The 21,873-nt window shown below is 70.0% G+C and carries 18 protein-coding genes; 2 read left to right on the top strand and 16 right to left on the bottom strand.

What is annotated here, in order from left to right:
• Positions 1–320: 320 nt before the first annotated feature.
• The 8 genes from VFK57_21825 to VFK57_21790 form a co-directional block, all read right to left on the bottom strand.
• Positions 321–701, bottom strand: coding sequence for a YraN family protein (locus VFK57_21825; protein ID HET7698371.1), 381 nt, complete (start codon positions 699–701; stop codon positions 321–323).
• On the bottom strand, positions 698–1,330 hold the full coding sequence (locus VFK57_21820) for a hypothetical protein (protein HET7698370.1): 633 nt from the start codon (positions 1,328–1,330) through the stop codon (positions 698–700). Before VFK57_21820 ends, VFK57_21825 begins: the two co-directional genes overlap by 4 nt.
• A gap of 97 nt (positions 1,331–1,427) precedes the next feature.
• A complete protein-coding gene (locus tag VFK57_21815; GenBank protein ID HET7698369.1) occupies positions 1,428–2,765 on the bottom strand; it encodes an acetyl ornithine aminotransferase family protein in 1,338 nt (445 codons plus the stop codon).
• Positions 2,762–4,177 (bottom strand): cysteine--tRNA ligase, encoded by a 1,416-nt coding sequence (gene cysS, locus VFK57_21810; protein ID HET7698368.1) that lies wholly within the window; start codon positions 4,175–4,177, stop codon positions 2,762–2,764. Before cysS ends, VFK57_21815 begins: the two co-directional genes overlap by 4 nt.
• Positions 4,178–4,180: 3 nt before the next feature.
• Positions 4,181–4,432 carry a hypothetical protein gene (locus VFK57_21805; GenBank protein HET7698367.1) on the bottom strand — a complete coding sequence of 84 codons (252 nt, stop codon included), beginning with the start codon at positions 4,430–4,432 and terminating at the stop codon, positions 4,181–4,183.
• 9 nt (positions 4,433–4,441) lie between these two features.
• A complete protein-coding gene (locus VFK57_21800; GenBank protein ID HET7698366.1) occupies positions 4,442–5,374 on the bottom strand; it encodes a bifunctional riboflavin kinase/FAD synthetase in 933 nt (310 codons plus the stop codon).
• Positions 5,371–6,135: an MBL fold metallo-hydrolase gene (locus VFK57_21795; GenBank protein ID HET7698365.1), complete on the bottom strand. Its 765-nt coding sequence runs from the start codon at positions 6,133–6,135 to the stop codon at positions 5,371–5,373. Before VFK57_21795 ends, VFK57_21800 begins: the two co-directional genes overlap by 4 nt.
• Positions 6,136–6,138: 3 nt before the next feature.
• The gene (locus VFK57_21790; protein ID HET7698364.1) at positions 6,139–6,426 is read right to left on the bottom strand and encodes a DUF1844 domain-containing protein; all 288 of its coding nucleotides are present in this window, start codon (positions 6,424–6,426) and stop codon (positions 6,139–6,141) included.
• Positions 6,427–6,451: 25 nt separating this feature from the next.
• Here VFK57_21790 and mazG point away from each other — a divergent pair, with 25 nt between their 5' ends.
• The gene (gene mazG, locus VFK57_21785; GenBank protein HET7698363.1) at positions 6,452–7,246 is read left to right on the top strand and encodes a nucleoside triphosphate pyrophosphohydrolase; all 795 of its coding nucleotides are present in this window, start codon (positions 6,452–6,454) and stop codon (positions 7,244–7,246) included.
• Between the two features lie 90 nt (positions 7,247–7,336).
• Here the strand turns inward: mazG and VFK57_21780 are convergent, their stop codons facing one another.
• From VFK57_21780 to VFK57_21755, 6 genes are all read right to left on the bottom strand, one after another.
• Complete coding sequence (locus VFK57_21780) at positions 7,337–7,738, bottom strand: GxxExxY protein (GenBank protein HET7698362.1); 402 nt, start codon at positions 7,736–7,738, stop codon at positions 7,337–7,339.
• Positions 7,739–7,808: 70 nt separating this feature from the next.
• The gene (locus VFK57_21775; GenBank protein ID HET7698361.1) at positions 7,809–10,259 is read right to left on the bottom strand and encodes a ComEC/Rec2 family competence protein; all 2,451 of its coding nucleotides are present in this window, start codon (positions 10,257–10,259) and stop codon (positions 7,809–7,811) included.
• Positions 10,260–10,289: 30 nt separating this feature from the next.
• Entirely contained in the window at positions 10,290–11,156 is an 867-nt protein-coding gene (locus VFK57_21770; GenBank protein ID HET7698360.1) for a carbohydrate kinase family protein, read from the bottom strand.
• Positions 11,157–11,247: 91 nt separating this feature from the next.
• Positions 11,248–14,535 (bottom strand): carbamoyl-phosphate synthase large subunit, encoded by a 3,288-nt coding sequence (gene carB, locus VFK57_21765; protein HET7698359.1) that lies wholly within the window; start codon positions 14,533–14,535, stop codon positions 11,248–11,250.
• Between the two features lie 107 nt (positions 14,536–14,642).
• Positions 14,643–15,773, bottom strand: coding sequence for a glutamine-hydrolyzing carbamoyl-phosphate synthase small subunit (gene carA, locus VFK57_21760; GenBank protein HET7698358.1), 1,131 nt, complete (start codon positions 15,771–15,773; stop codon positions 14,643–14,645).
• Positions 15,774–15,776: 3 nt separating this feature from the next.
• Positions 15,777–18,017: a PEGA domain-containing protein gene (locus VFK57_21755; protein HET7698357.1), complete on the bottom strand. Its 2,241-nt coding sequence runs from the start codon at positions 18,015–18,017 to the stop codon at positions 15,777–15,779.
• 99 nt (positions 18,018–18,116) lie between these two features.
• Here VFK57_21755 and bshC point away from each other — a divergent pair, with 99 nt between their 5' ends.
• Positions 18,117–19,787 carry a bacillithiol biosynthesis cysteine-adding enzyme BshC gene (bshC, locus tag VFK57_21750; GenBank protein ID HET7698356.1) on the top strand — a complete coding sequence of 557 codons (1,671 nt, stop codon included), beginning with the start codon at positions 18,117–18,119 and terminating at the stop codon, positions 19,785–19,787.
• A gap of 118 nt (positions 19,788–19,905) precedes the next feature.
• On the opposite strand, the gene argH is transcribed toward bshC, so the two are convergent.
• Both argH and VFK57_21740 read right to left on the bottom strand, forming a co-directional pair.
• Complete coding sequence (gene argH, locus VFK57_21745; protein ID HET7698355.1) at positions 19,906–21,360, bottom strand: argininosuccinate lyase; 1,455 nt, start codon at positions 21,358–21,360, stop codon at positions 19,906–19,908.
• A 121-nt stretch (positions 21,361–21,481) separates the two neighbouring features.
• Positions 21,482–21,873: hypothetical protein (locus VFK57_21740; protein ID HET7698354.1), on the bottom strand; the 392-nt coding region annotated here is incomplete at its 5' end.

The raw sequence follows: 21,873 nt of genomic DNA, 5'->3' as shown, positions 1-21,873 counted from the left end.
GCACCTGCGTCCGGGCACCTTGGATGGGTGACATCTGTTCGTACATGTTCCCTCCTTGGCGGACGAGCGACGCCGCTTCTGGCTACCGGATGAACTTATCGGACAGGCAGCGTGATGGCGGAGTGAAGCGATCGAACGAAGAACAGTCGCCCATGCGTCCTCCTTGCTGGACCGCGCAGGGACCGTCGGGCGGCGGGCGATGACAGAACGTCAGGCCCGGCGTTCAGCGGTATGAGGCCAGGAAGTTTACTCCTTTTCGCGCGCGCATGCCAGCGATCTCGTCGCGCGGCGATGGGTAGTTACGACCCTGCGGCCTCGGATCACGACGCGCGCGAGACGCCGTCGAAGGCCCCGGGGTAGACGGTGATCTCCGGCTGGTCGTCCAGCGCACGATCCACGGCGACGACGTCGAAGCGGCACGGACGATCCGTCAGCTGATGCCGCGCGAGGTAGTCGATCGCGACGCGTGTCACCTGGCGTTGCTTCGCGGGCGTGACGCTCTCGGCCGCCCGACCGAACTCCCCCGTCGCCCGCGCGCGGACTTCCACGAACACCAGCGTCTCCCCGTCTTCGGCGATGATGTCAATCTCGCCCCGCTCGGTCGCGTAGCGGCGCTCGACGATGACGTAGCCCCGCGACACGAGCGCCGCGACGGCCAGTTCCTCTCCGACGAGCCCGAGCAGTTGCCGATGCAGCGTCACCGCACCGGCCGCAGCAAAGCCCGCGCCCGCGGCCGTCCCGTCTCACTCAGGTCCGGAACCGACGGCGATCGTGTGAGCGTCACGTCGATGATGGCGCCGCGGAACAACACCAGGTCCTCGCCGCGTTTCAGCACGCCGGCGACGATGCCGCTGACGACGCCTGCGACGACGCCGGCGCCGGCGATCGTCTCCGCGGAGCTGGTCCGCTTCGACACCAGGGCGGCGGTGACGTACCCCGCGGCCATGCCGATGACGATCTCTCCCTCGACGTCCGCCGGGAGGCGCCGCGGCGGCGACGGCGGGAGCGCGAAGATCGTGCCGCCGACGCGCAGCGCCGTGCCGTCGGGACGCGCGATCGAGACGATTTGTACGGCGAGCGCGCCGCGGCCGCGGATGCGGCCCGGCCGGACCGCGTCGACTACCACGCCGCGCGCCGGACTGCCGGCGGGAATGGTGATGCCGTCGATCGCGAACGCCTCGACGACGCGCATCGGCACGGGATCTCCGACCCGGGCAGTCATCGTCGTCACCGTCGTGTCGAGGTGGAAACGCGCGGTGACGTCCCGCGTCGCCGGCGGCGCGGCGGGCGTCAGCGCGGAAAACACCAGCGCGGCAAAGGTAGCGGACATCGTGCCTCCTGCGGGCTAAGGCGCAGTCCGCGAGACCGGAGGCTCAGCGTCGCGGATGGGGCGGCGATCGGGCGATCGGGTGATCGGGTGATCGGGGCTAGCGCACCACGGCGTGGGATTGCGCGATCTCGGTGAGCGACTCGTCGAACAGCCGGACGACGACGTCGGCCTGATCGGCGCTGAGAACCAGCGGCGGTGCGAAGCGGACGGCGTTGCGGCCGGCGCCGAGGATCAGCACGCCGCGGCGGAACATCGCCTGGACCAGCGCGTTGCGCTCTTCGACGGCGCGCTCCTTCGTCCTGCGATCGCGCACCAGCTCGACGCCGATCATCAGGCCCTTGCCGCGGACGTCGCCGATGATCGGGTGCCTGGCCTGCAGCTCGCGCAGCGCGCTCATCATCCGCGCGCCGATGGTGGCGGCGTTCTGCACGTACTGCTCGCGCAGCAGCTTGATCGTGACCAGCGCCGCGGCGCAGGCGACCGGATTGCCGCCGAACGTGCTCGCATGCGCCCCGGGCGGCCAGCTCATCACGTCCGCGCGGGCGGCGGTAATGCCGAGCGGCAGCCCTGACGCGATCCCCTTGGCGATGTTGACGACGTCCCCGGTGATGCCGAAGTGCTCCGCCGCGAACATCTTGCCGGTGCGCCCCATCCCCGACTGCACCTCGTCGACCACCAGCATCATGCCGTGCTGCCTGGTCAGCTCGCGCAGCCCCTGCAGGAACGCCGGCGGCGGCACGACGTAGCCGCCCTCGCCCTGGATCGGTTCGACGACCACGGCGGCGACTTCGTCGGGGGACGTCAGGTGCACCAGGATCTGATCGCGGATGAACGAGAGGGACGCCTCGGCGCACGCGTCCGCGCTGCCGTTGAAGCGATACACGTCGGGGTACGGCGCGTGATACACGCCCGGCATCAGCGGCCCGAAGCCGCGCCGCTGGACCGACTTGCTGGAGGTCAGCGCCAGCGCGCCGAGCGATCGTCCGTGGAACGATCCGAGGAACGCGATCACGTTCGGGCGCCTGGTGAAATAGCGCGACACCTTGATCGCGGCTTCGGTGGCTTCGGTGCCCGAATTGCCGAAGAACGTGCGCACCGGACCGTCGATCGGCACCAGTTTCGCGAGCTCTTCGGCCAGGCGCACCTGGGGCTCGTAATAGAAGTCCGTCCCCGACATGTGGATGAACTTCGCCGCCTGATCGGCGATGGCCTTCACGACCTCGGGGTGCGAGACGCCGGTCGAGTTGACGGCGATGCCGGCCGCGCAGTCGATGAAGACGTTGCCGTCGACGTCTTCGACCACCGCCCCGTTTCCCCGCGCGATGACGAGCGGATAGTCGCGGGTGTAGGACGGCGACACGAACGCCGCGTCGCGGTCGATGATCGCCTTGGCCTTCGGGCCGGGCAGCGGGGTCTTGATGTCGGGTGCGTTCATTTCCGTTTCCAGCGGGTGCCGCCGGGCGTGTCCTCGAGGACGATGCCGCGGGCGTCGAGGTCTTTCCTGATCTTATCGGCTTCGGCGAAGTTGCGCGCGCCGCGGGCGGCGCGGCGGGCCTGGATCAGGCGCTCGATCTCCTCCACCGGGACGGGGGGCCGCCGATCCTCCTCACGGCGGAGCGACAGCACGCCGAGCACCTTGTCGAAGCGATCGAACGCGGCGCGGATCGCGTCGGCGTCCCCCGATCGCAGCTCGTGCGCGTCGATCCGGGAATTCAGCGCCCGGAGCAGCTCGAAGATCACGCCGAGCCCGGCGGCGACGTTCAGGTCCGATCGCACGTGCTCGGCGAACGCGTCGGAGGTTTCCCGCAGGCGCGTCACCGTCTCGGGCTGGGCCTCGCCGGCGGGCAGCGCGTCGAGCCGCGCCAGGAAGTCGGTGAGCCGCTTGAGCGCTTCCTCGGCCTGCGCCATCGCGCTCCACGAGAACCTGAGCTGCTTGCGATAGTGCGTGCCGAGGTACAGGTAGCGCAGCGTCGAGCCGCGGAAGCCCTGCGCCTCGATGTCCTCGAGGTTGTAGACGTTGCCGAGCGACTTGGACATCTTCTCGGTACGTTCTTCTTCCTCGATCATCAGGTGCTCGACGTGCGTCCAGAAGCGCGAGAACTGCCGCCTGGTGGCCGCCTCCGCCTGCGCGATCTCGTTCTCGTGGTGCGGGAAGATCAGATCGACGCCGCCGCCGTGGATGTCGATCGGCAGCGGTCCGAGCAGCTCCTCCGCCATGGCCGAGCACTCGATGTGCCAGCCGGGACGGCCGGACGGCAGGTCGCACTCCCAGTGCGGCTCGCCGGGGCGCGCCCCTTTCCACAGCACGAAGTCGCGCGCGTCTTCCTTCTCGTACTTGTCCGAGTCGACCCGCGCGCCGCTCTTGATGCCGCTGTGATCGAGCCGCGCCAGCTTGCCGTATCCGGGGAACGTCGCGATCTTGAAGTAGATCGACCCGTCGCTCTCGTAGGTGTGGCCGTTGCGCTCGAGCGCCTTGATCATGCCGCACATCGCCGCGATGTGATCGGTGGCGCGGGGAGAGAACTCCACCGGCTCGAGCCCCATCGCCGCCGCGTCGCGCTCGAAGGCCTCGACGAACTGCTGCGTGTATTCGCGGAGCGGCTGTCCCGCCTTGACCGACTCGACGATCGTGCGGTCGTCGACGTCGGTGTAGTTGCGCACCTGGACGACTTGATAGCCCTCGAACTCGAGCGCGCGGCGCAGCACGTCGAGGGCGACGAAGGTGCGGAAGTTGCCGATGTGGCCGCGGGCGTAGACGGTCAGCCCGCACGCATACATGCGCACGCTGTTGCCCTGCGAAGGGGTGAACGGCTCTTCGCGCCGGGTCAGGGTGTTGTAGAGGCGCAAGTCTCAGTCCGGCTTCTTCTGGGCGCGGACGGCCACGTCGCCGTCCTGCGCCGACATCTCGATGGTGATGCTGGCGGCGGGCGACGTGCGGGCGACCTCCGCCATCGAGGCGGCCAGGCCGTCGGCAACCGATTTCGGATTGGCGTCCCCGGCGTGCTCGGCGAACTTCTGCGCCAGTTCGACGGCCACCGAGCGGAAGGGCGCAGCCGCGGGGATCGTGAGCCGCAGATCCACGCGGCGCGGCGACTCTGCCATCTCTCGATTCTATAGCGAAATCCGCCCGAACAGCCGCCGGGCGCTGCGGCAGTCGGCGTCGATCTGCGCGCGCAGCGCGTCCACGTCGGCGAAGGCGCGCTCGTCGCGCAGCCGCTGCACGAACGACAGCCGCAGGCGCGCCCCGTACAACTCGCGCGCCCCGTCGAGCAGGTGCGTCTCGACGCGGACGGTGCCGCTGCCGCCGAACGTCGGCCGCACGCCGATGTTCGTCACCGACGGATGCTCGATCCCCGACACCGCCGCGGTGGTCGCATAGACGCCGGCCGGCGGCAGCAGCTCGTTGCGGGTCTCGAGGTTCGCGGTGGGAAAGCCGATCTCGCGGCCGCGCGCGTCCCCGTGGACGACGGTGCCGTCGATGAAGTAATGATGGCCGAGGAGCGCGCCGGCTTCGTCGACGCGCCCTTCGCCGACCAGCCGGCGCACGCGGGTGCTGCTGACGACGAAGTCCTTGTAGCGGACGGCGTCGATCTTCTCGGCCCGGAAGCCGTAGCGGCCGCCGAGCCCGCGCAGCACGGTGAAGGTGCCGGTGCGATCGTGTCCGAACAGGAAGTTGGCGCCGACCCAGACCTCGACGACCTTCAGCCACTCGACCAGCACGGTGCGCACGAAGGTCTCGGGATCCCACTGCGACATCTCGCGCGTGAAGCGGACCACGGCAACTCCCTGCATGCCGGCGCGGCCCAGCGCTTCCAGCCGCTGTTCGGTGGTCATCAGCAGCGGCGGCGCCTTGTCCGGGCGGACGACGCGCGAGGGATGAGGGTCGAAGGTCATGGCGGCGGGCGTGCCGCCGCGTTCGCCGGCGCGGCGGCGCACGCGGTCGATGATCTTGGCGTGGCCGCGGTGCAGGCCGTCGAAGTTGCCCAGCGCCAGCACCGGACTGGGCCAGCGGGGCGGCGGGTCGTCGGGATAGTGCGCGATCACGGCAGTTCCAGCACGAGGCCGTCGTACGCGAGCGCCATACCCGGCGGCAGGCGCGCGTCGGTGGCGGCGTGCAGCAGATCGTGACACATGTGCGTGAAGAACGTGCGCGGCGCCGCGATCCGCGCGGCGGTGGCGACCGCCTCGTCGAGCGAAAAGTGGGTCGGGTGCGGGCGGAGGCGCAGGGCGTCGAGCACCACGACGTCGAGCCCCTGCAGCAGCGGCCAGGACCCGTCCGGGATGCGATTGCAGTCGGTGAGATAGGCGAAGCGATCGAAGCGGAACCCGAGGATCGGGCGTCTGCCGTGATCCAGCGGCACCGGCGCCGCGACGAGGTCCGCGATCGGCACCGGTCCGTCGATTTCCCGCAGGTCGAGCCGCGGGAGCCCGCCGCCTTTCGGCGTCGCCGGGTCGAACACGTAGCTGAACATGCGGCGGATGTCGGTGAGCGTCGCCGCGTCGCCGTAGCACGGCATCGCGCCGTCCATCAGCGCGTTGAAGCGCCGCACGTCGTCCATGCCGAGGATGTGATCGGCGTGCCCGTGCGTGAAGAGGATGGCGTCGACGCGGGTGATGCGGTGGCGGAGCGCCTGCGCCCGCAGATCCGGCCCGGCGTCGATCAGGACGCGCGCGCCGGCGGTCTCGACGAAGATCGAAGGACGGAGGCGCGTGTCGCGCGGGTCGGTCGACGTGCAGGTGGCGCAGCCGCATCCGATCATCGGCACGCCGTGCGACGTCCCGGTGCCGAGGAAAGTGATGCGCACGCGCTACGGGACGATGATGCGGCTCTGCCCGCCCTGCGCCTCGAGGTAGCGCCGCCGCAGTTCGAACAGCAGGTCGTCGATCAGCTTCTCTTCGTGCGGCGCGAGGTTGCCGGCGGTCTTCTCCTGCAGCATGCCCATCACGTCGATGAAGTGGCGGGCGGCGGGCAGATTCGGCTCGAGCGGCTGGCCGGTCTCGGGGTGCGGCAGATCGCCGAACTGGACCGCGATCATCGTCGCCAGCCAGAGGAGGAAATCGCTGAACGATGCGGCGGGCTCTTCGGGGTTCTCCACTTCGCGATGCTAGCATATCGGCGCGATGCCTTCCGACGCCGGCTCAGCCTTCCAGACGCTCGTCGACATCATGGTGCGGCTGCGCGGACCGCAGGGATGTCCGTGGGATCGCGAGCAGACGCTCGAGTCGCTGCGCGGCTTCCTGCTCGAAGAGACGCACGAAGTGCTCGACGCGATCGATCGCGGCGACACCGCCGCGCTCGAGGGAGAGATCGGCGATCTGATTTTCGAAGGGGTCTTCCTCGCGCAGATCTGCGCCGACGCCGGCCACTTCACGGTGGCGGACTCGCTCGGGCGGATCAACGCCAAGCTGATTCGCCGCCACCCGCACATCTTCGATCCCGGCGGCCGTCCGCTGGACACGCCCGGCCAGGTCCACCAGCAGTGGGAGCAGATCAAGGCGCGCGAGCAGGCGGACGCCGGCGAGCGCCGCGCGGTGCTGGGCGGCGTCCCCAAGGCGCTCCCGGCGCTGCTGCGCGCGTATGAGATCGGCACCCGCGTCGCCGCGGTGGGATTCGACTGGTCGCGCACGGCGGACGTGGTGGACAAGATCGAAGAGGAAGTCGCCGAGCTCCGCGCCGCCGTGCAGGCGGAGGGCGCGGCGCGCACCGAGGAGGAGATGGGGGATCTGCTCTTCTCGATCGCCAATCTCTCGCGCAAGCTGGGCATCGATCCCGAGTCGGCGCTGCGCAAGGCGAACGAGAAGTTCACCACCCGCTTCACCGCGCTGGAAGAGAGCTTGCACGCGCAGGGCCGCTCGGTCCACGACGCCACGCTCGAAGAGATGGAGCGGGAGTGGCAGGCGGTCAAGCGTACATAGCGTGACTGCGACGACCGACGGCCTTACGCTCCGGCACAAAGGCCACGAAGATCACCAAGGTCGCAAAGCATGTAAGGATGCTGCCCGCAGTCAGAGGGCAATCCGTTTGAACCCAGCGGGCATCAGGACATCGACGTTGAAGTTGAAGATGAAGCCGAGGCGGAGTCCCGTGGTCTTCAGGTAGGACGTGATCTGGCGGGAGTGAACGCTCGAGATGCCTTCCACCACTTTGCACTCGACGATCAAGACCCCTTCCACCAGCAGGTCGAGACGCTGTCCAGGAATCTGGTGTTCCTTGTAGGTCACGATGATCGCCTTTTCACGCTCGAACTTCATGCCGCGTTCGTCCAGTTCGAGGCACAGTGCCTCAACATAGATCGGCTCTTTGAAGCCGGGACCCAGTGCACGATGCACGGCGATCGCGCCGCCGATGACACGGCGCCCTACCCACTCGACCTGGGCTGGGATTTCATCGAAAGCCGCATCCGTCATAGTTTCTCCTTCCTCTTGGCTGCTTCCTGGCTTGGTGGCCTTTGTGGTCTTCGTGCCGGAGCGTCTGACGTCAGCGGCGGTTGGCAGTGACCGTCGCCCGCTTTCCGACCCACGTCCAAATCAGAACCTCGCGGCCGTCCGTCTCGACGACCACGGCGCCGTCCTCGGCGGTGCTGAACACCTCGGCGCCGGCGGATCGGTAGCGCTGCACGACCGCCGGCGCGGGATGGCCGAAGGGATTGCGGAGGCCGGCGCTGAAGATCACCGCCGCCGGGCGGAGCGCGTCCACGAACGCCGGCGAGCTGCTCCCGGCGCTGCCGTGATGCGGCGCCTTGACGATCGTGAGCGGCGCGCGATCGAGGCGGGCGATGACGCCGGGCTCGACGGCCCGGGTGATGTCGCCGGGCAGCAGGATCCCCACGTCGCCGAGCCGCAGGTGCAGCACGATCGAGTCGTCGTTGCGCACCGCGCGGCGCTCCCAGTCGGCGGCGGGCGGATTGAGAACCTGAATCCGCAGCGAACCGCAGCTCTGCGTTTGGCCGGCGCGGCGCTCGGTCCAGGGGACGCCGTACCGCCGCGCCAGCTCGCGCAGACGACGCATCGGCTCGTGCGGCGGAACCGGAATGCCATCCCAGACCTCCGACGGGCGGAGCGCGCGCACGATCGCGGGCGCGCCGCCGACGTGATCGGGATCGCCGTGCGTCAGCACCAGCGGGCCGCTGCGGATGACGCCGAAGGCCCAGGCGGCCGGCAGGGTGACGCGGCGGCCCACGTCGAACGACGAACCGGCGATGCCGCCGGCGTCGACGAACATCGGATCGCAGTCGGGCGGCAGGATGAGTGTCGCGTCCGCCTGCCCGACGTCGAGGAAAACGAGGCGGGTCCAGCCGGCTGGAGGCGACGGCGCGAGCACCGCGCGCGTCGCGGGACGGCCCGCAAGTATGAGCAGGCCGGAGAGCACGAGCGCCGCCGCCCCGGCGGCGCGGACCGCACGGCGTGAGCGCACGGCAAAGGCCGCCAGTCCCGCGTACCAGCCGGCGATCAGCCACCAGGCGGGCGGGGGCACGTCGCGCACCAGCCACGGCGCCGCGTCGACGAGTCGCGCGGAATGCAGCAGACCCGCCGCGGCCAGGTGCGCGACGAACCCGGCGACGGCCGCAAGCGTGCCCGAGACGAGCGCCCCGGCGACGGCGGCGAGCCCGGCGATCTGAATCACCGACATCAGCGGAATCGCGGCGAAGTTCAGCAGCAGCCCGGCAACGCTCACCCGGCCGAACAGCCGTGCACCCACCGGCGCCAGCGCCAGTTCCGCGCAGACCGTCGCGGCAAACAGCATCTTCGCCGCGTAGACGAGGCGCCCGGCCCACAGGCGCGGCCGCGAGACCGTCGCGTCACGCACCCGAGGCCCGGCGACGCGCGGCGCGCCGATCACGATGGCGAGCGTCGCGCCGAACGAGAGGACGAAGCCCGGATCGAGCAGCGTGAGCGGCGCGGCGGCGGCCGCCGTCGCCGCCGCGACACCAACCGCGTTCAAGGCGGCGCCCCGATGATCGCTGGCGCGTCCGGCGAGATAGACGCCGCCGGCGAGCGTCGCGCGCAGAACGGAGGGGGCGAGCCCGGCGGTGTAGCCGTAGAACGCGAGCAGCCCGATCGACGCGGCCGCGGTCGTGCGCGGCGGCAGGCGCGCGCCCCGGCCGAGCAGCACGAGCAGCGCGGTCAGGAGCGCGATGTTGCCGCCCGAGATCGCGATGACGTGGTACGTCCCGCCCTCCTGCAGACGCCGCTCGTCCTCGGGATCGAGGCCGCCGCGGTCGCCGATCAGAATGGCGGTCGCGACGCCCGACGAACGCGGGCTCCAGGAGCCGATCGCCCGCGCGCAGACGCCGCGGACGAACGCCCGCAGCGCCGCGGCCGCTTCACTGACCCGGCTTCCCCGCCGCTCCACCGTCACCAGCGCCGCGCTCTTCACCGATCCGAGCAGAACGATCCCCTCGCGAAGCAGGCGCTCGCGGTCGCTGGGCACGCCGGGGTTGCGGTAGTCGAGCGGCAGCCGCACCGCCGCCTGGACGGCGACCTGACGCCCGGCCCGCCAGTCGGCCGCTGCCGCCGGCGCCGTCGCTCCGGCCACGGTCAGGCGCAAACCTCCGTTTACACGCTGCCGGTCCACCTCGCGGACCAGCAGCAGGAGGCTGACGCCGAATCGCGAGATCCGCGCGTCTTCGCGCAGTACACCGCTCACGCGGACCGGACCGTCGCGTGGAAACTGCAGGAACCAGTCGAACAGGGAGGGATGCCGCGCCTCGTGAATGGCGATCGTCCCGAGCGCCGCGCCCGCGGCGGCGAACCCGGCCGCGGCGAACACCACGACCAGCAGCGCGCGACTCCGCCAGAGCGCGACGCCACAGGCCAGCCACGCGACCACGAGCGAGCCGACCACCTGCGCGCGCGGCAGCGCCAGCCCGGCGCCGGCAGCCACGCCGAGCACCAGAGGCACCGCAACCAGCAACGCGGGCGCAATCACGCCGGCGCCGCTGCAAGATCGGATCTGCCGCTACGACATCAACGCGTTCACTTCGTCCAGGGACGGCACGCTGGCCACCGCGCCGCGTCGGGTGCAGCTCAGAGCGGCGGCCGCACAGGCGAACTGCAGGATCCCTTCCGGCGCATCGCCGCGCAGCAGCGCGTAGATGAAGCCGGCGCGGAACACGTCCCCCGCCCCGGTCGTGTCGATGACGTCCACCGGAAACGCCGGTTGACGGATGAAGCGGTTCTCCACCAGCATGCCCGCGCCCCGCGCCCCCATCGTCGCGACCAGCATCCCCGGATGCCGCTGGCGCAGGATCCGCAGCGCGCGTTCGAGATCGCGCTCGCCGGTCAGATCGCCGGGCACGTGCTCCGCGAAAATCGGGACGGTGACGGCGTCGAGGATCGCCGGCGTCTTGGGGCGCGCCGCCTCGATGTCGCTGGTGACGTGGATCCTTGCCGCGATGCCCGCCTTCCCGGCCGCAATGGCGGCGTCGGGATCCACGTCGTCCACGTGAATGAGCCGCGTGCCCGCGGCGAGATCGGCGGGGAGATCGGCGGGCCGCAGCGCCATCTCGGCGGGCCGATCCCACAGCACGATGCGCTCCCCCTGGCCTGACGAGACCCGCTGGAGGCCGTGCGACGTCACCCCTTCGGCAACCAGGATCACCGCGAACGGGTTCGCCGCCGGCCGGTACACGGCGCGGCTCAGATCGATGCCGCGGGTGGTGAGCGCCTCGCGGATGAACTCGCCGTTCTGATCGGTGGAGACCGTGCCGACGTACGAGGTCCTGAGGCCGAGCGCCGCGCAGGCCGAGAGCGCCGTGGCGATCTGGCCGCCCGGCGATCGCTCGTGGCTCCCGATGCGCAGCTTCGAGAGCGGCCCGTCCGGCACCGGATACTCGGGGAGGCGATAGACGAAGTCGGTCGAATTCGCGCCGACGCCGACGACATCGAACGTGGGATTGCGGCTCAGAGGCGGCGGCTCAGGGCTTGTGGGTCATCGTCTGGTCCCGCGCGTCCGCATGGTATTCCTGGAGCGACCGGACGGTGAGGCCTTCGGTGTTGAGCGCGCGGATGGCGTAGACCGCCGCCGCCGCGCCGGTGAGCGTGGTGATGCACGGGACCTGCTGCATCATCGCCGTGCGCCGCACCAGCTTGTCGTCGAAGAACGACTCGCGCCCGAGCGGCGTGTTGATGACGAGCTGGATGCGGTTGTTCAGGAGCTCGTCGCCGACGTGGGGGCGTCCTTCGTTGACCTTGAACACGATCTCGGCGTCGATGCCGTGCGCGCGGAGGAAGTTGGCGGTGCCGCGCGTGGCGACCAGCGAGAACCCGAGCCCCTGCAGGTCGCGGGCGATCTGCACGACCGCCGGCTTGTCGTGATTGCTGACGCTGATGAACACGCATCCGCTCGACGGCAGCTTCACGCCCGCGCCGAGCTGCGCCTTGGCGAACGCGCTGCCGAACGTCATCGCCCCGCCCATGACCTCGCCGGTGGACTTCATCTCCGGCCCGAGGATGGTATCGACGCCGGGGAATCGGACGAACGGGAACACCGGGGTCTTGACGAAGACGCCGGAGACCTCGAGGTCCTCGGTGATGCCGAGCTGCGCCAGCGTGCGGCCGATCATCACCCGCGCCGCGACCTTCGCCAGCGGCACGCCGGTCGCCTTCGACAGGTACGGCACCGTCCGCGAGGCGCGCGGATTCACCTCGAGGACGTAGATGGTGTCCTCCTTGATCGCGAACTGCGTGTTCATCAGCCCGATGACGTTCAGCGCCCGGGCGATGCGGCGCGTGTAGTCGCGAATCTGGTCGAGGTGACGCTCGGCCACGCGGTACGGCGGGACGACGCAGGAGCTGTCGCCGGAATGGATGCCGGCTTCCTCGATGTGCTCCATGATGCCGCCGATCACGACGCTGCCCGTCGAATCGGCGACGGCGTCGACGTCCAGCTCCACCGCGTCTTCGAGGAACTTGTCGATGAGCACCGGCCGCTCCGGCGAGGCCTGCACCGCCGTCGTCATGTAGCGATCGAGCGCGGCCATGTCGTAGACGATCGCCATGGCGCGGCCGCCGAGCACGTAGGAGGGGCGCACCACCAGCGGGAATCCGATCTTGAGCGCGACGTCGCGCGCCTCGTCGGGAGACGTCGCGGTGCCGCTCGGCGCCTGCGGAATGCCGAGGTCCCAGAGCAGCTTCGAGAACCGCTCGCGATCCTCCGCCAGATCGATCGAGTCCGGCGACGTGCCGAGGATCCTGACGCCGGCGCGCTGCAGCGGCAGTGCCAGCTTCAGCGGCGTCTGTCCGCCGTACTGGACGACGACCGAGACGTCGCCGCCCCCCTCCCGCTCGCGCTCGATGATCGCCGAGACGTCTTCGAAGGTCAGCGGCTCGAAATACAACCGGTCCACGGTGTCGTAGTCGGTCGACACGGTCTCGGGGTTGCAGTTGATCATGACGGTCTCGAAGCCGTCTTCGCGCAGCGCGAACGCCGCGTGCACGCAGCAGTAGTCGAACTCGATCCCCTGGCCGATGCGGTTCGGCCCGCTGCCGAGGATCACCACCTTCTGCCGCGGCGTCGGGTCGGCCTCGCACTCCTTCTCGAACGTGCCGTAGAGATACGGCGTGAACGACTCGAACTCCGCGGCGCAGGTGTCGATCCGCTTGTAGGCCGGCTTGAGCCCCTGCTCGAGCCGCGCCGCGCGCACCGCCTCCTCGTCGGCGCCGAGCATGCTGCCGAGCTGCCAGTCGCCGAAGCCGGCGCGTTTCAGCGTCCGCATCAAGTCGGGCGAGATCCCCCGCAGCCCGACCAGCGCCGCCTGCGTGCGCAGCTCGACGAGCTGCTGGAACTGGGTCAGGAACCAGCGATCGATCTTCGTCAGGCGGTGGATCTCTTCCAGCGCCCAGCCGCGCTCGAAGGCGCGGAACACCGACCACATCCGCTGATCGTTGGGCACCGCCAGCGATCGCTGCAGCGCGCTGTCGTCGTCATCGGCCTCGACGTTCGCCATCGCGTTGATGCGGCCGCCGCTCCGGGCGAACAGCATGTTGCCGCGCCCGAGCTCGAGCGAGCGGAACGCCTTCATGAACGCTTCCTTGAACGTCCGGCCGATCGCCATCACCTCGCCGACCGACTTCATCTGCGTGGTCAGGGTGCGGTCCGCCCGCGGGAATTTCTCGAACGCCCACCGCGGCACCTTGACGACGATGTAGTCGATGGTCGGCTCGAACGAGGCGGGGGTCAGCCGCGTGATGTCGTTGGGGATCTCGTCGAGCGTGTAGCCCAGCGCCAGCTTCGCGGCGATCTTGGCGATCGGGAATCCGGTGGCCTTCGACGCCAGCGCCGAGGATCGCGAGACGCGCGGGTTCATCTCGATGACGACGATGCGGCCGTCGTCGGGATTGATGGCGAACTGGATGTTGGAGCCGCCGGTCTCGACGCCGACGCGCCGGATGATCCGCCGGCCGATGTCGCGCATCCGCTGGTACTCGCGGTCGGTGAGCGTCAACGCCGGCGCCACGGTGATGCTGTCGCCGGTGTGGACGCCCATGGGATCGACGTTCTCGATCGAACAGATCACCACGAAGTTGTCGGCCCGGTCGCGCATCACCTCGAGCTCGAACTCCTTCCAGCCGATCACCGACTCTTCGAGGAGCACTTCGTGGACGGGGCTCAGGCTGAGGCCGCGGTGGGCGATCTCCTTGAACTCTTCGATGTTGTAGGCGATGCCGCCGCCGACGCCGCCGAGGGTGAACGACGGCCGGATGATGATCGGAAAGCCGATCGGCTCGATCGCGGCGAGCGCCTCGTCCATCGACCGGACGTAGCGGCTGTTGGGCGTGGCGACGCCGATCTCCGTCATCGCGTCGCGGAACAGCAGCCGGTCCTCGGCGACCTTGATGGCCTCGAGCGAGGCGCCGATCAGTTCGACGTCGTACTTCGCCAGCACGCCGCGCTCGCCGAGCTGCACCGCGAGGTTCAGCGCGGTCTGCCCGCCGACGGTCGGCAGCAGGGCATCCGGCTTCTCGCGCGCGATCACCGACTCGAGCATCTCGACGGTCAGCGGCTCGACGTAGGTGCGATCCGCGATCTCGGGATCGGTCATGATCGTCGCCGGATTGCTGTTGACGAGCACGACCTCGAGCCCCTCGGCCTTCAGCGCCTTGCACGCCTGGGTGCCGGAGTAGTCGAACTCGCACGCCTGGCCGATGACGATCGGGCCCGAGCCGATGACGAGAATGCGCTTGAGATCAGTCCGCTTCGGCATCTCTGGAATTTGGAAATTTGGAAATCTGGAAATCTGGAAATCTGGAAATCGGCGAATCTGGTCGAGATTTCCAAATTCCCAAATTCCCAAATTTCCAAATTCCCAGCTTATCCAACCCGCTTCTCCATCTCTTCGACAAACTGATTGAACAGGTAGTCCGCGTCGTGCGGGCCCGGCGCCGCCTCGGGGTGGTACTGCACGCAGAACACCGGCTGCTTCGTGCTGCGCAGCCCCTCGACGGTGCCGTCGTACAGATTGAGGTGGGTCACCTTCACGTCCGGCGGCAGCGAGTCAGGATCGACGGCGAAGCCGTGGTTCTGCGAGGTGATCTCGACCTTGCCGGTCTCCAGCTCTTTCACCGGGTGGTTGGCGCCGCGGTGGCCGAACTTCAGCTTGTAGGTCTCGCCGCCCATCGCCAGCGACAGGATCTGGTGGCCCAGGCAGATGCCGAAGGTCGGCACGTCGGCGTCGATCAGCTTGCGGGCGTTGGCGATCGCGTACGACAGCACTGCCGGATCCCCGGGGCCGTTGCTGAGAAACACGCCGTCGGGCCCGGCGGCGAGAAGCTCGGAGGCCGGCGCGGTCGCCGGGAACACGCGGACGTCGCACCCGTAGGCGGTGAAGCGGCGCAGGATGTTCCACTTCATGCCGTAGTCGTAGGCGGCGACGCGGAGGTTGCGGCGCGCGCGCCGGCGCGGCGCCGGCGCGAACTCGTCGGCCGGCGAGGTCGCCGGCTCCCAGTCGAACGGGCGGGCGCAGGTGACGCCGAGCACCAGGTCGGATCCTTCCATCGACGGCAGCGTCTGCGCGCGCTCGACCAGCGCGCGCGGATCGACGTCGCCGGTGGCGATGATCCCGCGCATCACGCCGGCGGATCGCAGCACGCGGGTCAGCGCGCGCGTGTCGATGTCGGAGACGGCGACGATGTCGTTGCGCACCAGGTAGTCGCGCAGCGTGCCGTCGGCGCGCCAGTTGCTCGCGACCGGCGATTCCTCGCGGACGATGAAGCCGGCGACCTGCGTGCCGCGCGACTCCGGGTCCTGGTCGGCGATCCCGTAGTTGCCGATCTCCGGCGCCGTCATCGCGACGATCTGTCCGGCGTACGACGGGTCGGTCAGGATCTCCTGATAGCCCGTCATGCTCGTGTTGAACACGACTTCGCCGCCGGTTTCACCCGGGGCGCCGGCGGAATCCCCTTGGTACCACGTGCCGTTCTCGAGAGCGAGCGTAGCTTTCATCTTCTACTGGCGATCCTCCAGCGAGCCGGTCACGCGCGCGGTCTCCCCCGCGACGACGCGCGTCGACGCCGTCCACGTGCGCTTCCCTTCCAGTTCGAGCCGCACGACGTGCGCCCCGATCGGCACCTCGGGCAGGCTCAGCGGCGTCTGGCCGACGTTGCGGCCGTCGAGAAACACCGCGGCGCCGCGCGGGCGCGAATCGACGTAGAGCGATCCGGTGAACGCGTTGGCGGGGCGCGTCGCGGCGCGCCCGCCGGCGGGCGGCACCGGCGCCGGCCGCGCCGGGGTACGGGCCGCGGCGGGCGGTGCCGCGGGACGCTCGAGCCGGGCCCGGACTTCCTGCTCCGCGTCGCGCGCGTGGAGCGTCACTTCGTGGCGCGACACTTCGTAACCGGGCAGCACGACGCGAATCACGTAGCGGCCGAACGGCAGGCTGTCGAGCGTCAACGGCGTCCGCCCGCGCCAGTCGCCATTCAGCGTCACGCCGGCGCGGTTCGGGGTCGAACTGACGACCAGCCGCCCTCGCGTGGCCGCCGGCGTTGCCGGTGGTCGCGCCGCCGGGCGCGCCACGGCGGCACCGCCCGCCGCGCTGGGAACCGGCGGCGGCGACGCCGGCAGCGCGCCGGTTGACGGCGGGGCCGTCGATCCCTGCGGTGCGGTCGAGGCCGGCGGCGACACCTTCTGTTCGCTGTACTGTCCCGGCTGCCGCGGCGTCGCCGCGCCGCCCGACGCCGCCGGATTCACCGGCGCGGTCGCCGTGTTCTCGGCGACGATGGCGGCATCGCGACTGCGGCTGCCGACGAAGTGGCCGATCCCGAATCCCATCAACAGCCCGACGACGACGCCGAGCGCGACCGGCAGGATGCGGAGCCGCGAGCGTTCCGCATCCTCGCGGAGGATCTCCGGCTCGGCCCCGGCGGCGCCGAACATCGGCGGCTGCGGCGCAATCGGCAGCGGCGCGACCGTCTCGTGCACCGCCTCCAGCGGCCTGCGGCTCTCTGCCTGCGCCGTCTGCTCCTCGACGAACTCGTCGGCGAACCGCGCCTCGGCGATCGGTTCGCCGTGCGATTCATGCAGCCCGCGCTCCGGCTCCTCGTCGCGGACGCGCACGTCGATCCGATCGTCGTGACCGCCGAACAGCGTGCCGGACGCTCCCGAGGTCGCCAGCGGCGCCGCGGCGGCGGCACGATCGTCGAGCGCACGCTGAACAGGATCGAGGTCCTTCTCGATCTCGAACTCGCCTGCCGTCGGCTCCGCCTGCGGCGGCGGGGCGGCGGGCGGGGGCGCGGGTGGCGGCGGGGACGGCGGCACAGCAACGGGTGCAGCGTGTGCCGCGGGCTTCGGCGGTTCCGGCGCCGGGACGGCGACCGGCGGCGGCGCCATTTTCGCGGCCGTCGGGGCGGCCGCGGGCACGCCCTCGCCTCGTCCCGCCGCCTCGAGCGCCGACACGAAGCCGAGTGCGGTCGCGAAGCGCTTCGAGGGATCGTCGTCCATCGCGCGCGCCAGCACGGCGTGCAGCGCGGCGCTGTGCGCCCCTTCCGGCAGCGCCCCGATCCTGTCGCCGGTTCCCGAGGGGCGCCGTCCGGTCAGCAATTCGAACGCGATCGCGGCGAGTGAAAAGATGTCGGCGGGCGTGCTCCAGGCGGCGCCGTCGATCCGTTCCGGCGCCGCGTACGGCCGGCGCACCGGCGCGCGGATGCCGACGCGCTCCAGCGCTTCGACGACGCCGAAGCCGGTGGCGCGCGCTTCGTCGGGCGTGACGAAGATGTCACGCGGATGCAGCGCGCCGTGGCCGACGCCCGCCGCCCGGGCGAAGTCGATCGCGCCGGCCAGCTGCGTGACGAACGGCAGCGCCTTGTCGAGCGGCGCCGGCGCATAGTGGCGCATCGCCACGTCGAGCGACTCGGCGGCGACGTACTCGTCCGCGCGATAGGCCAGCGTGCCTTCCATCCCGGCGGCGACCGGTTCGACGATCGAGGGATGGAAGAGCGAGGCCTGCGTCGCGCGCCCGAGCGCGTCCGCCAGCGCCTGCGCCTGTTCGGGGACGATGTCGAGGCGGAAGACCTTGACCGCGACGAGCCGATCGCGGGACGGTTCGTAGGTGCGGAACACTGGACCGAGCGCGCCGATGCCGATCTGATGCAGCACCCGGAAGGGGCCGAACGCGGGCGGCGGCGAGAATGCGCTTGGGTCCTCTCTGGTCAGCGGATCGAACTCCTCGGGCGGATCGTCAGAATGTAGCACGGATTCCGGGATCCCCGGTCCGTGTTCGCGCGTCCTTACCGGCGTGACATGCCGCGCCGCCTTGACAGGTTTCCAACCGCTCTGAGAGAGTACGACTCCGTGTCTGCCGAGCCGTCCTCTTCCGCGGCCGCACCGTCAGCCGGCCGCATCGCGGCGACCGGCGTGGACGTACGCCGGTTCCCCTGGATCCGGCGGCTTGCCGGCGACTACGCCTACGACTTCACCAAAGTAGAGGATCTCTACGCGGGCAATCCGCTCGACGCCGCGGCGTGGCGCCAGGCGGTCGCCCGCGCGCAGCAGCATCCGCGCGACCGTGCCCGCCTGGTCGAGCTGCTGCAGGCTCAGCAGGACCACCGGAGCGCTCCCCCCGCCTCGCGTGAGGCGGCCGCGCGGCTCGCCGATCCGCAATCGGTCGCCGTCGTCACCGGCCAGCAGGCCGGCGTGTTCGGCGGCCCGATGTACACGCTGTTGAAAGCGATCACGGCGCTGCAGCTGGCGCGGCGCACCGAGCGCGAACAGAACGTGCCCGCGATCGCCGTGTTCTGGGTCGAAGCCGAGGATCACGACTGGGAGGAGGTCCGAAGCTGTACGGTGCTCGACGCCGAGTTCCAGCCGCGCCGGGTGACGCTGGCGGATCTGGAAGGGGCCGGGGAGCTGCCGGTCGCCAAGCTCCAGTTGGACGCCCGCGTCGAGCATGCCATCGCAGAGTTGGGGGACGTGCTCCAGAAAACGGAGTTCACCGACGACGTCCTCGACGCCATCCGCCACGCGTGGCATCCCGGCCGCGGCCTGGCCTGCGCGTTCGCGACGTGGATCGAGCACCTGCTCGGCCCGTACGGACTCGTGGTGTTCGAGTCGGCGGATCCGGCGGCGAAGCCGCTCGTCGCCGACGTGTTCGCGCGCGAGCTGCTGGCGCCCGGGCGCAGCGCCGCGCTGGCCGCGCAGGCGGGCGACACGCTCGCGTCCCGCGGCCACGAGCCCCAGGTCGTGCCGCAACCCGACAGCGTGTCGCTCTTCAGCCTCGACCCGGTCCGCCGCTCGATCCGGCGGCACGGCGAGCACCTCGACATCGGCGAGATCAGGCACTCGAGCGCGGCGCTCGCGAACGAAGCGAAGTCGCGTCCGTCGGCCTTCAGTCCGAACGTGCTGCTGCGTCCGGTCGTGCAGGACACGCTGTTCCCCACGATCTGTTACGTCGCCGGCCCCAGCGAGCTGGCGTATCTCGGCCAGCTGCGCGGCGTCTACGAGCAGTTCGGCGTCCCGATGCCATTGATGTATCCGCGCGCCACCGCCACGCTGCTCGATTCCGGCGCGGCGCGATTCCTCGGCAAGTACGGAATCCCGTTCGAGGAGCTGCGCACGCCGGACGAGTCGGCGCTGAACCGGCTGCTCGAAGGGCAGCTGCCGGCTTCGGTCGAGCAGTCGCTGCGCGACGCCGCCGCTGCGATGCAGCAGGCGATGGCGCGCGTGATCGAAGCGCTCCCCGCGCTCGACGCGACGCTCGCCGGCGCCGCGAGGACCACGCTCGGCAGGATGGAGCACGAGCTGAAGTCGCTGCACTCCAAGGTGATTCACGCCGCCAAGAAACGCGATGAAACGCTCCGCCGCCAGTTTCAGCGCGCGCAGGCCCAGGCGTTCCCCCACGGCCACCCGCAGGAACGCGAGCTCGGCGTCGTCTACTTCCTGAACAAGTACGGCCCCGGCCTGGTCGAGATTCTGCTCGACGAATTGCCGATCGACATGGGCCAGCACTGGCTAGTGACGCTGTAGACGGAGCGGCGGCAGCTTCGCAGCAAGGCACAAAAAGGCACGCCAAAGACCTGGGGTTTCGTGCCTTTGTGCCTTCATGCCTTCACTGCGAAGCAACCGTGGGTCGTGTGGAAGGCGCTTAGAGGGCAGCGGCAGCGGAGCGGAGCTTGCCGCTCGCGGTCGAGAGCCGCTCTCTCGCTTCAGTGAGCCACCGTTCGTCGTTCGCCAGCGCCTGCTTCGACACTGCCAGCGCCCGCGCGGTCTCGGATGGCGACGGGCCGCCGTGGGTCTTGCGGATCGCGACGAAGTGCGTGGGGCTGAGGATCTCCGCGAGCTGCGCGTCGGTGTAGATCACCTCTTTCCCGCAGATCGCCGTCGACGCCTCACGCAGAACATCGGCGAGCGACGCCCCCGGCGCCGCGGTGGCGCCGGCGATCAGCTGCGCCGCGACGCCGTGGGCCGCCTTGAACGGCAGCTGGTGATCGCGCACCAGCGTGTCGGCGAGCTCGGTGATCGTGATCCAGTGCGCGCCGGCCCGCGCCGCGAGCCTCTCCACGTCGAACTCGGCGTCCGCCATCGCCGCCGCGACCAGTGAAATCGCGCGCGTCGCGTCCTTGAACATCTGCGCGACGAGCGGCTGCAGATCGTCTTCGGTGTCGACGATGTCGCCGAACGGCGTGTTGTGCGCGGCAACGATCACCCCCGCCGCCTGCCCCACCGCCTTGCTGCCGATCGCGCGGGCATGCTCCAGCGCCACCGGGTTCCGCTTCTGCGGCATGATGCTGCTCCCCTGCACGAAGCCGTCGGCGAGCCGCAGGTAGCCGAACTCCATCGTGCACCACAGCAGCAGATCCTGGACGACGCGGCCGAGGCCGACGAGCAGGACCGACGTGGCGCTGACGCTCTCGAGCAGGTAGTCGACGGTCGCGATGCTGCCGTAGGTGTTCACCGTCGGGGCGTCGAACCCGAGCAGCTCGGTGGTGCGCGCCCGATCGATCGGGAACCCGGTGCCGGTAATCGCGCAGGCGCCGAGCGGATTCTGATTGGTACTGCGATACGCCGCCTGCAGCCGCACGGTGTCGCGCTCCAGCTGCTCGATGACCGCCTGCAGGTAGTGCGCCATCGTCGTCGGCTGCGCCGGCTGCGTATGCGTATGCGCCGCGAACACCGCGTCGCGATAGCGCTCGGCGAGCGGCATCAGCGCCCGGCGCAGCGCCAGCGTGCTCTCGATCACGCCGAGAATCCATCGCCGCTGCTGCATCCGGTACATCGTCATGTCGATGTCGTTGCGCGAGCGCGCGGTGTGGAGCCGCCCGGACGCATCGTCGCCGCAGCCGCGGGAGACGAGCCGATCGACGTAGAAGAAGAGATCCTCGTACGACCCGTCGTAGCTGATCCCGCGGACCGCGTCGACGTCAATCGCGTCGAGCGACCGGCGGATCGCCCCCGCGTCGGCGCGGGTGACGATGCCCTGCTCGGCGAGCATCACCAGATGCGCGTAGTTGATCGCCATCAACGGATCGAGGAACTGGGCCTTGGCGTCTTCGAAGTTCTCGTTGAGGACGATGCGAACGTATTCGGGGGAAAACCGCACAGTGGAATTCTATCGTCATCGGGCGATCGAGTGAGGGCCGATCACCCGATCACCCGATCACCCGACCACCCGATCACCCGACCACCCGACCACCCGATCACCCGATCACCCGATCACCCGATCACCAGATGTACTTGATCCCGATCTGCATCGTGCGCTGGTCGTAGCCGCTCTTGCCGGCGTCGGGATAGTCGCGGCCGTCGAGGAGCAGCGGAGACTCCGGGTTGCCGAGGGCGTCGGTGCGGATCACCCGGTTGACGCCCGAGACGTTCTCGGCGTTGAACAGGTTCTTGGCCTCGAAGAACAGCTCCGCGCGCTGGCCGGCGACGACCGGGATGAAGCGCGAGTAGCGCAGGTCCAGGTTGATCACGCGTCCGAGCCGGCCGGCGTTGCGCTCGAGGCCGAGCGGACGATCGTTGAGCACGCCGTCGCCGTTCAGGTCCAGCGTCGAACGGATGTTGAACGGCAGCCCGCTGTTCGCCTGCAGGATGATCCCGAGCTGGTTGTTGTTCC

The sequence above is a fragment of the Vicinamibacterales bacterium genome (assembly GCA_035699745.1).
In the GTDB taxonomy this organism is placed as follows: domain Bacteria; phylum Acidobacteriota; class Vicinamibacteria; order Vicinamibacterales; family 2-12-FULL-66-21; genus JAICSD01.
Note: the sequence above shows the minus strand (reverse complement) of the source record. Positions and strands in the feature narration are given on the sequence as shown.

Coding starts and splice junctions, on each gene's coding strand:
- carB (HET7698359.1), bottom strand. CDS start 14,535: ATGCCGAAGCGGACTGATCTCAAGCGCATTCTCGTCATCGGCTCGGGC.
- VFK57_21815 (HET7698369.1), bottom strand. CDS start 2,765: ATGAACGCACCCGACATCAAGACCCCGCTGCCCGGCCCGAAGGCCAAG.
- VFK57_21805 (HET7698367.1), bottom strand. CDS start 4,432: ATGGCAGAGTCGCCGCGCCGCGTGGATCTGCGGCTCACGATCCCCGCG.
- mazG (HET7698363.1), top strand. CDS start 6,452: ATGCCTTCCGACGCCGGCTCAGCCTTCCAGACGCTCGTCGACATCATG.
- carA (HET7698358.1), bottom strand. CDS start 15,773: ATGAAAGCTACGCTCGCTCTCGAGAACGGCACGTGGTACCAAGGGGAT.
- VFK57_21820 (HET7698370.1), bottom strand. CDS start 1,330: ATGTCCGCTACCTTTGCCGCGCTGGTGTTTTCCGCGCTGACGCCCGCC.
- VFK57_21780 (HET7698362.1), bottom strand. CDS start 7,738: ATGACGGATGCGGCTTTCGATGAAATCCCAGCCCAGGTCGAGTGGGTA.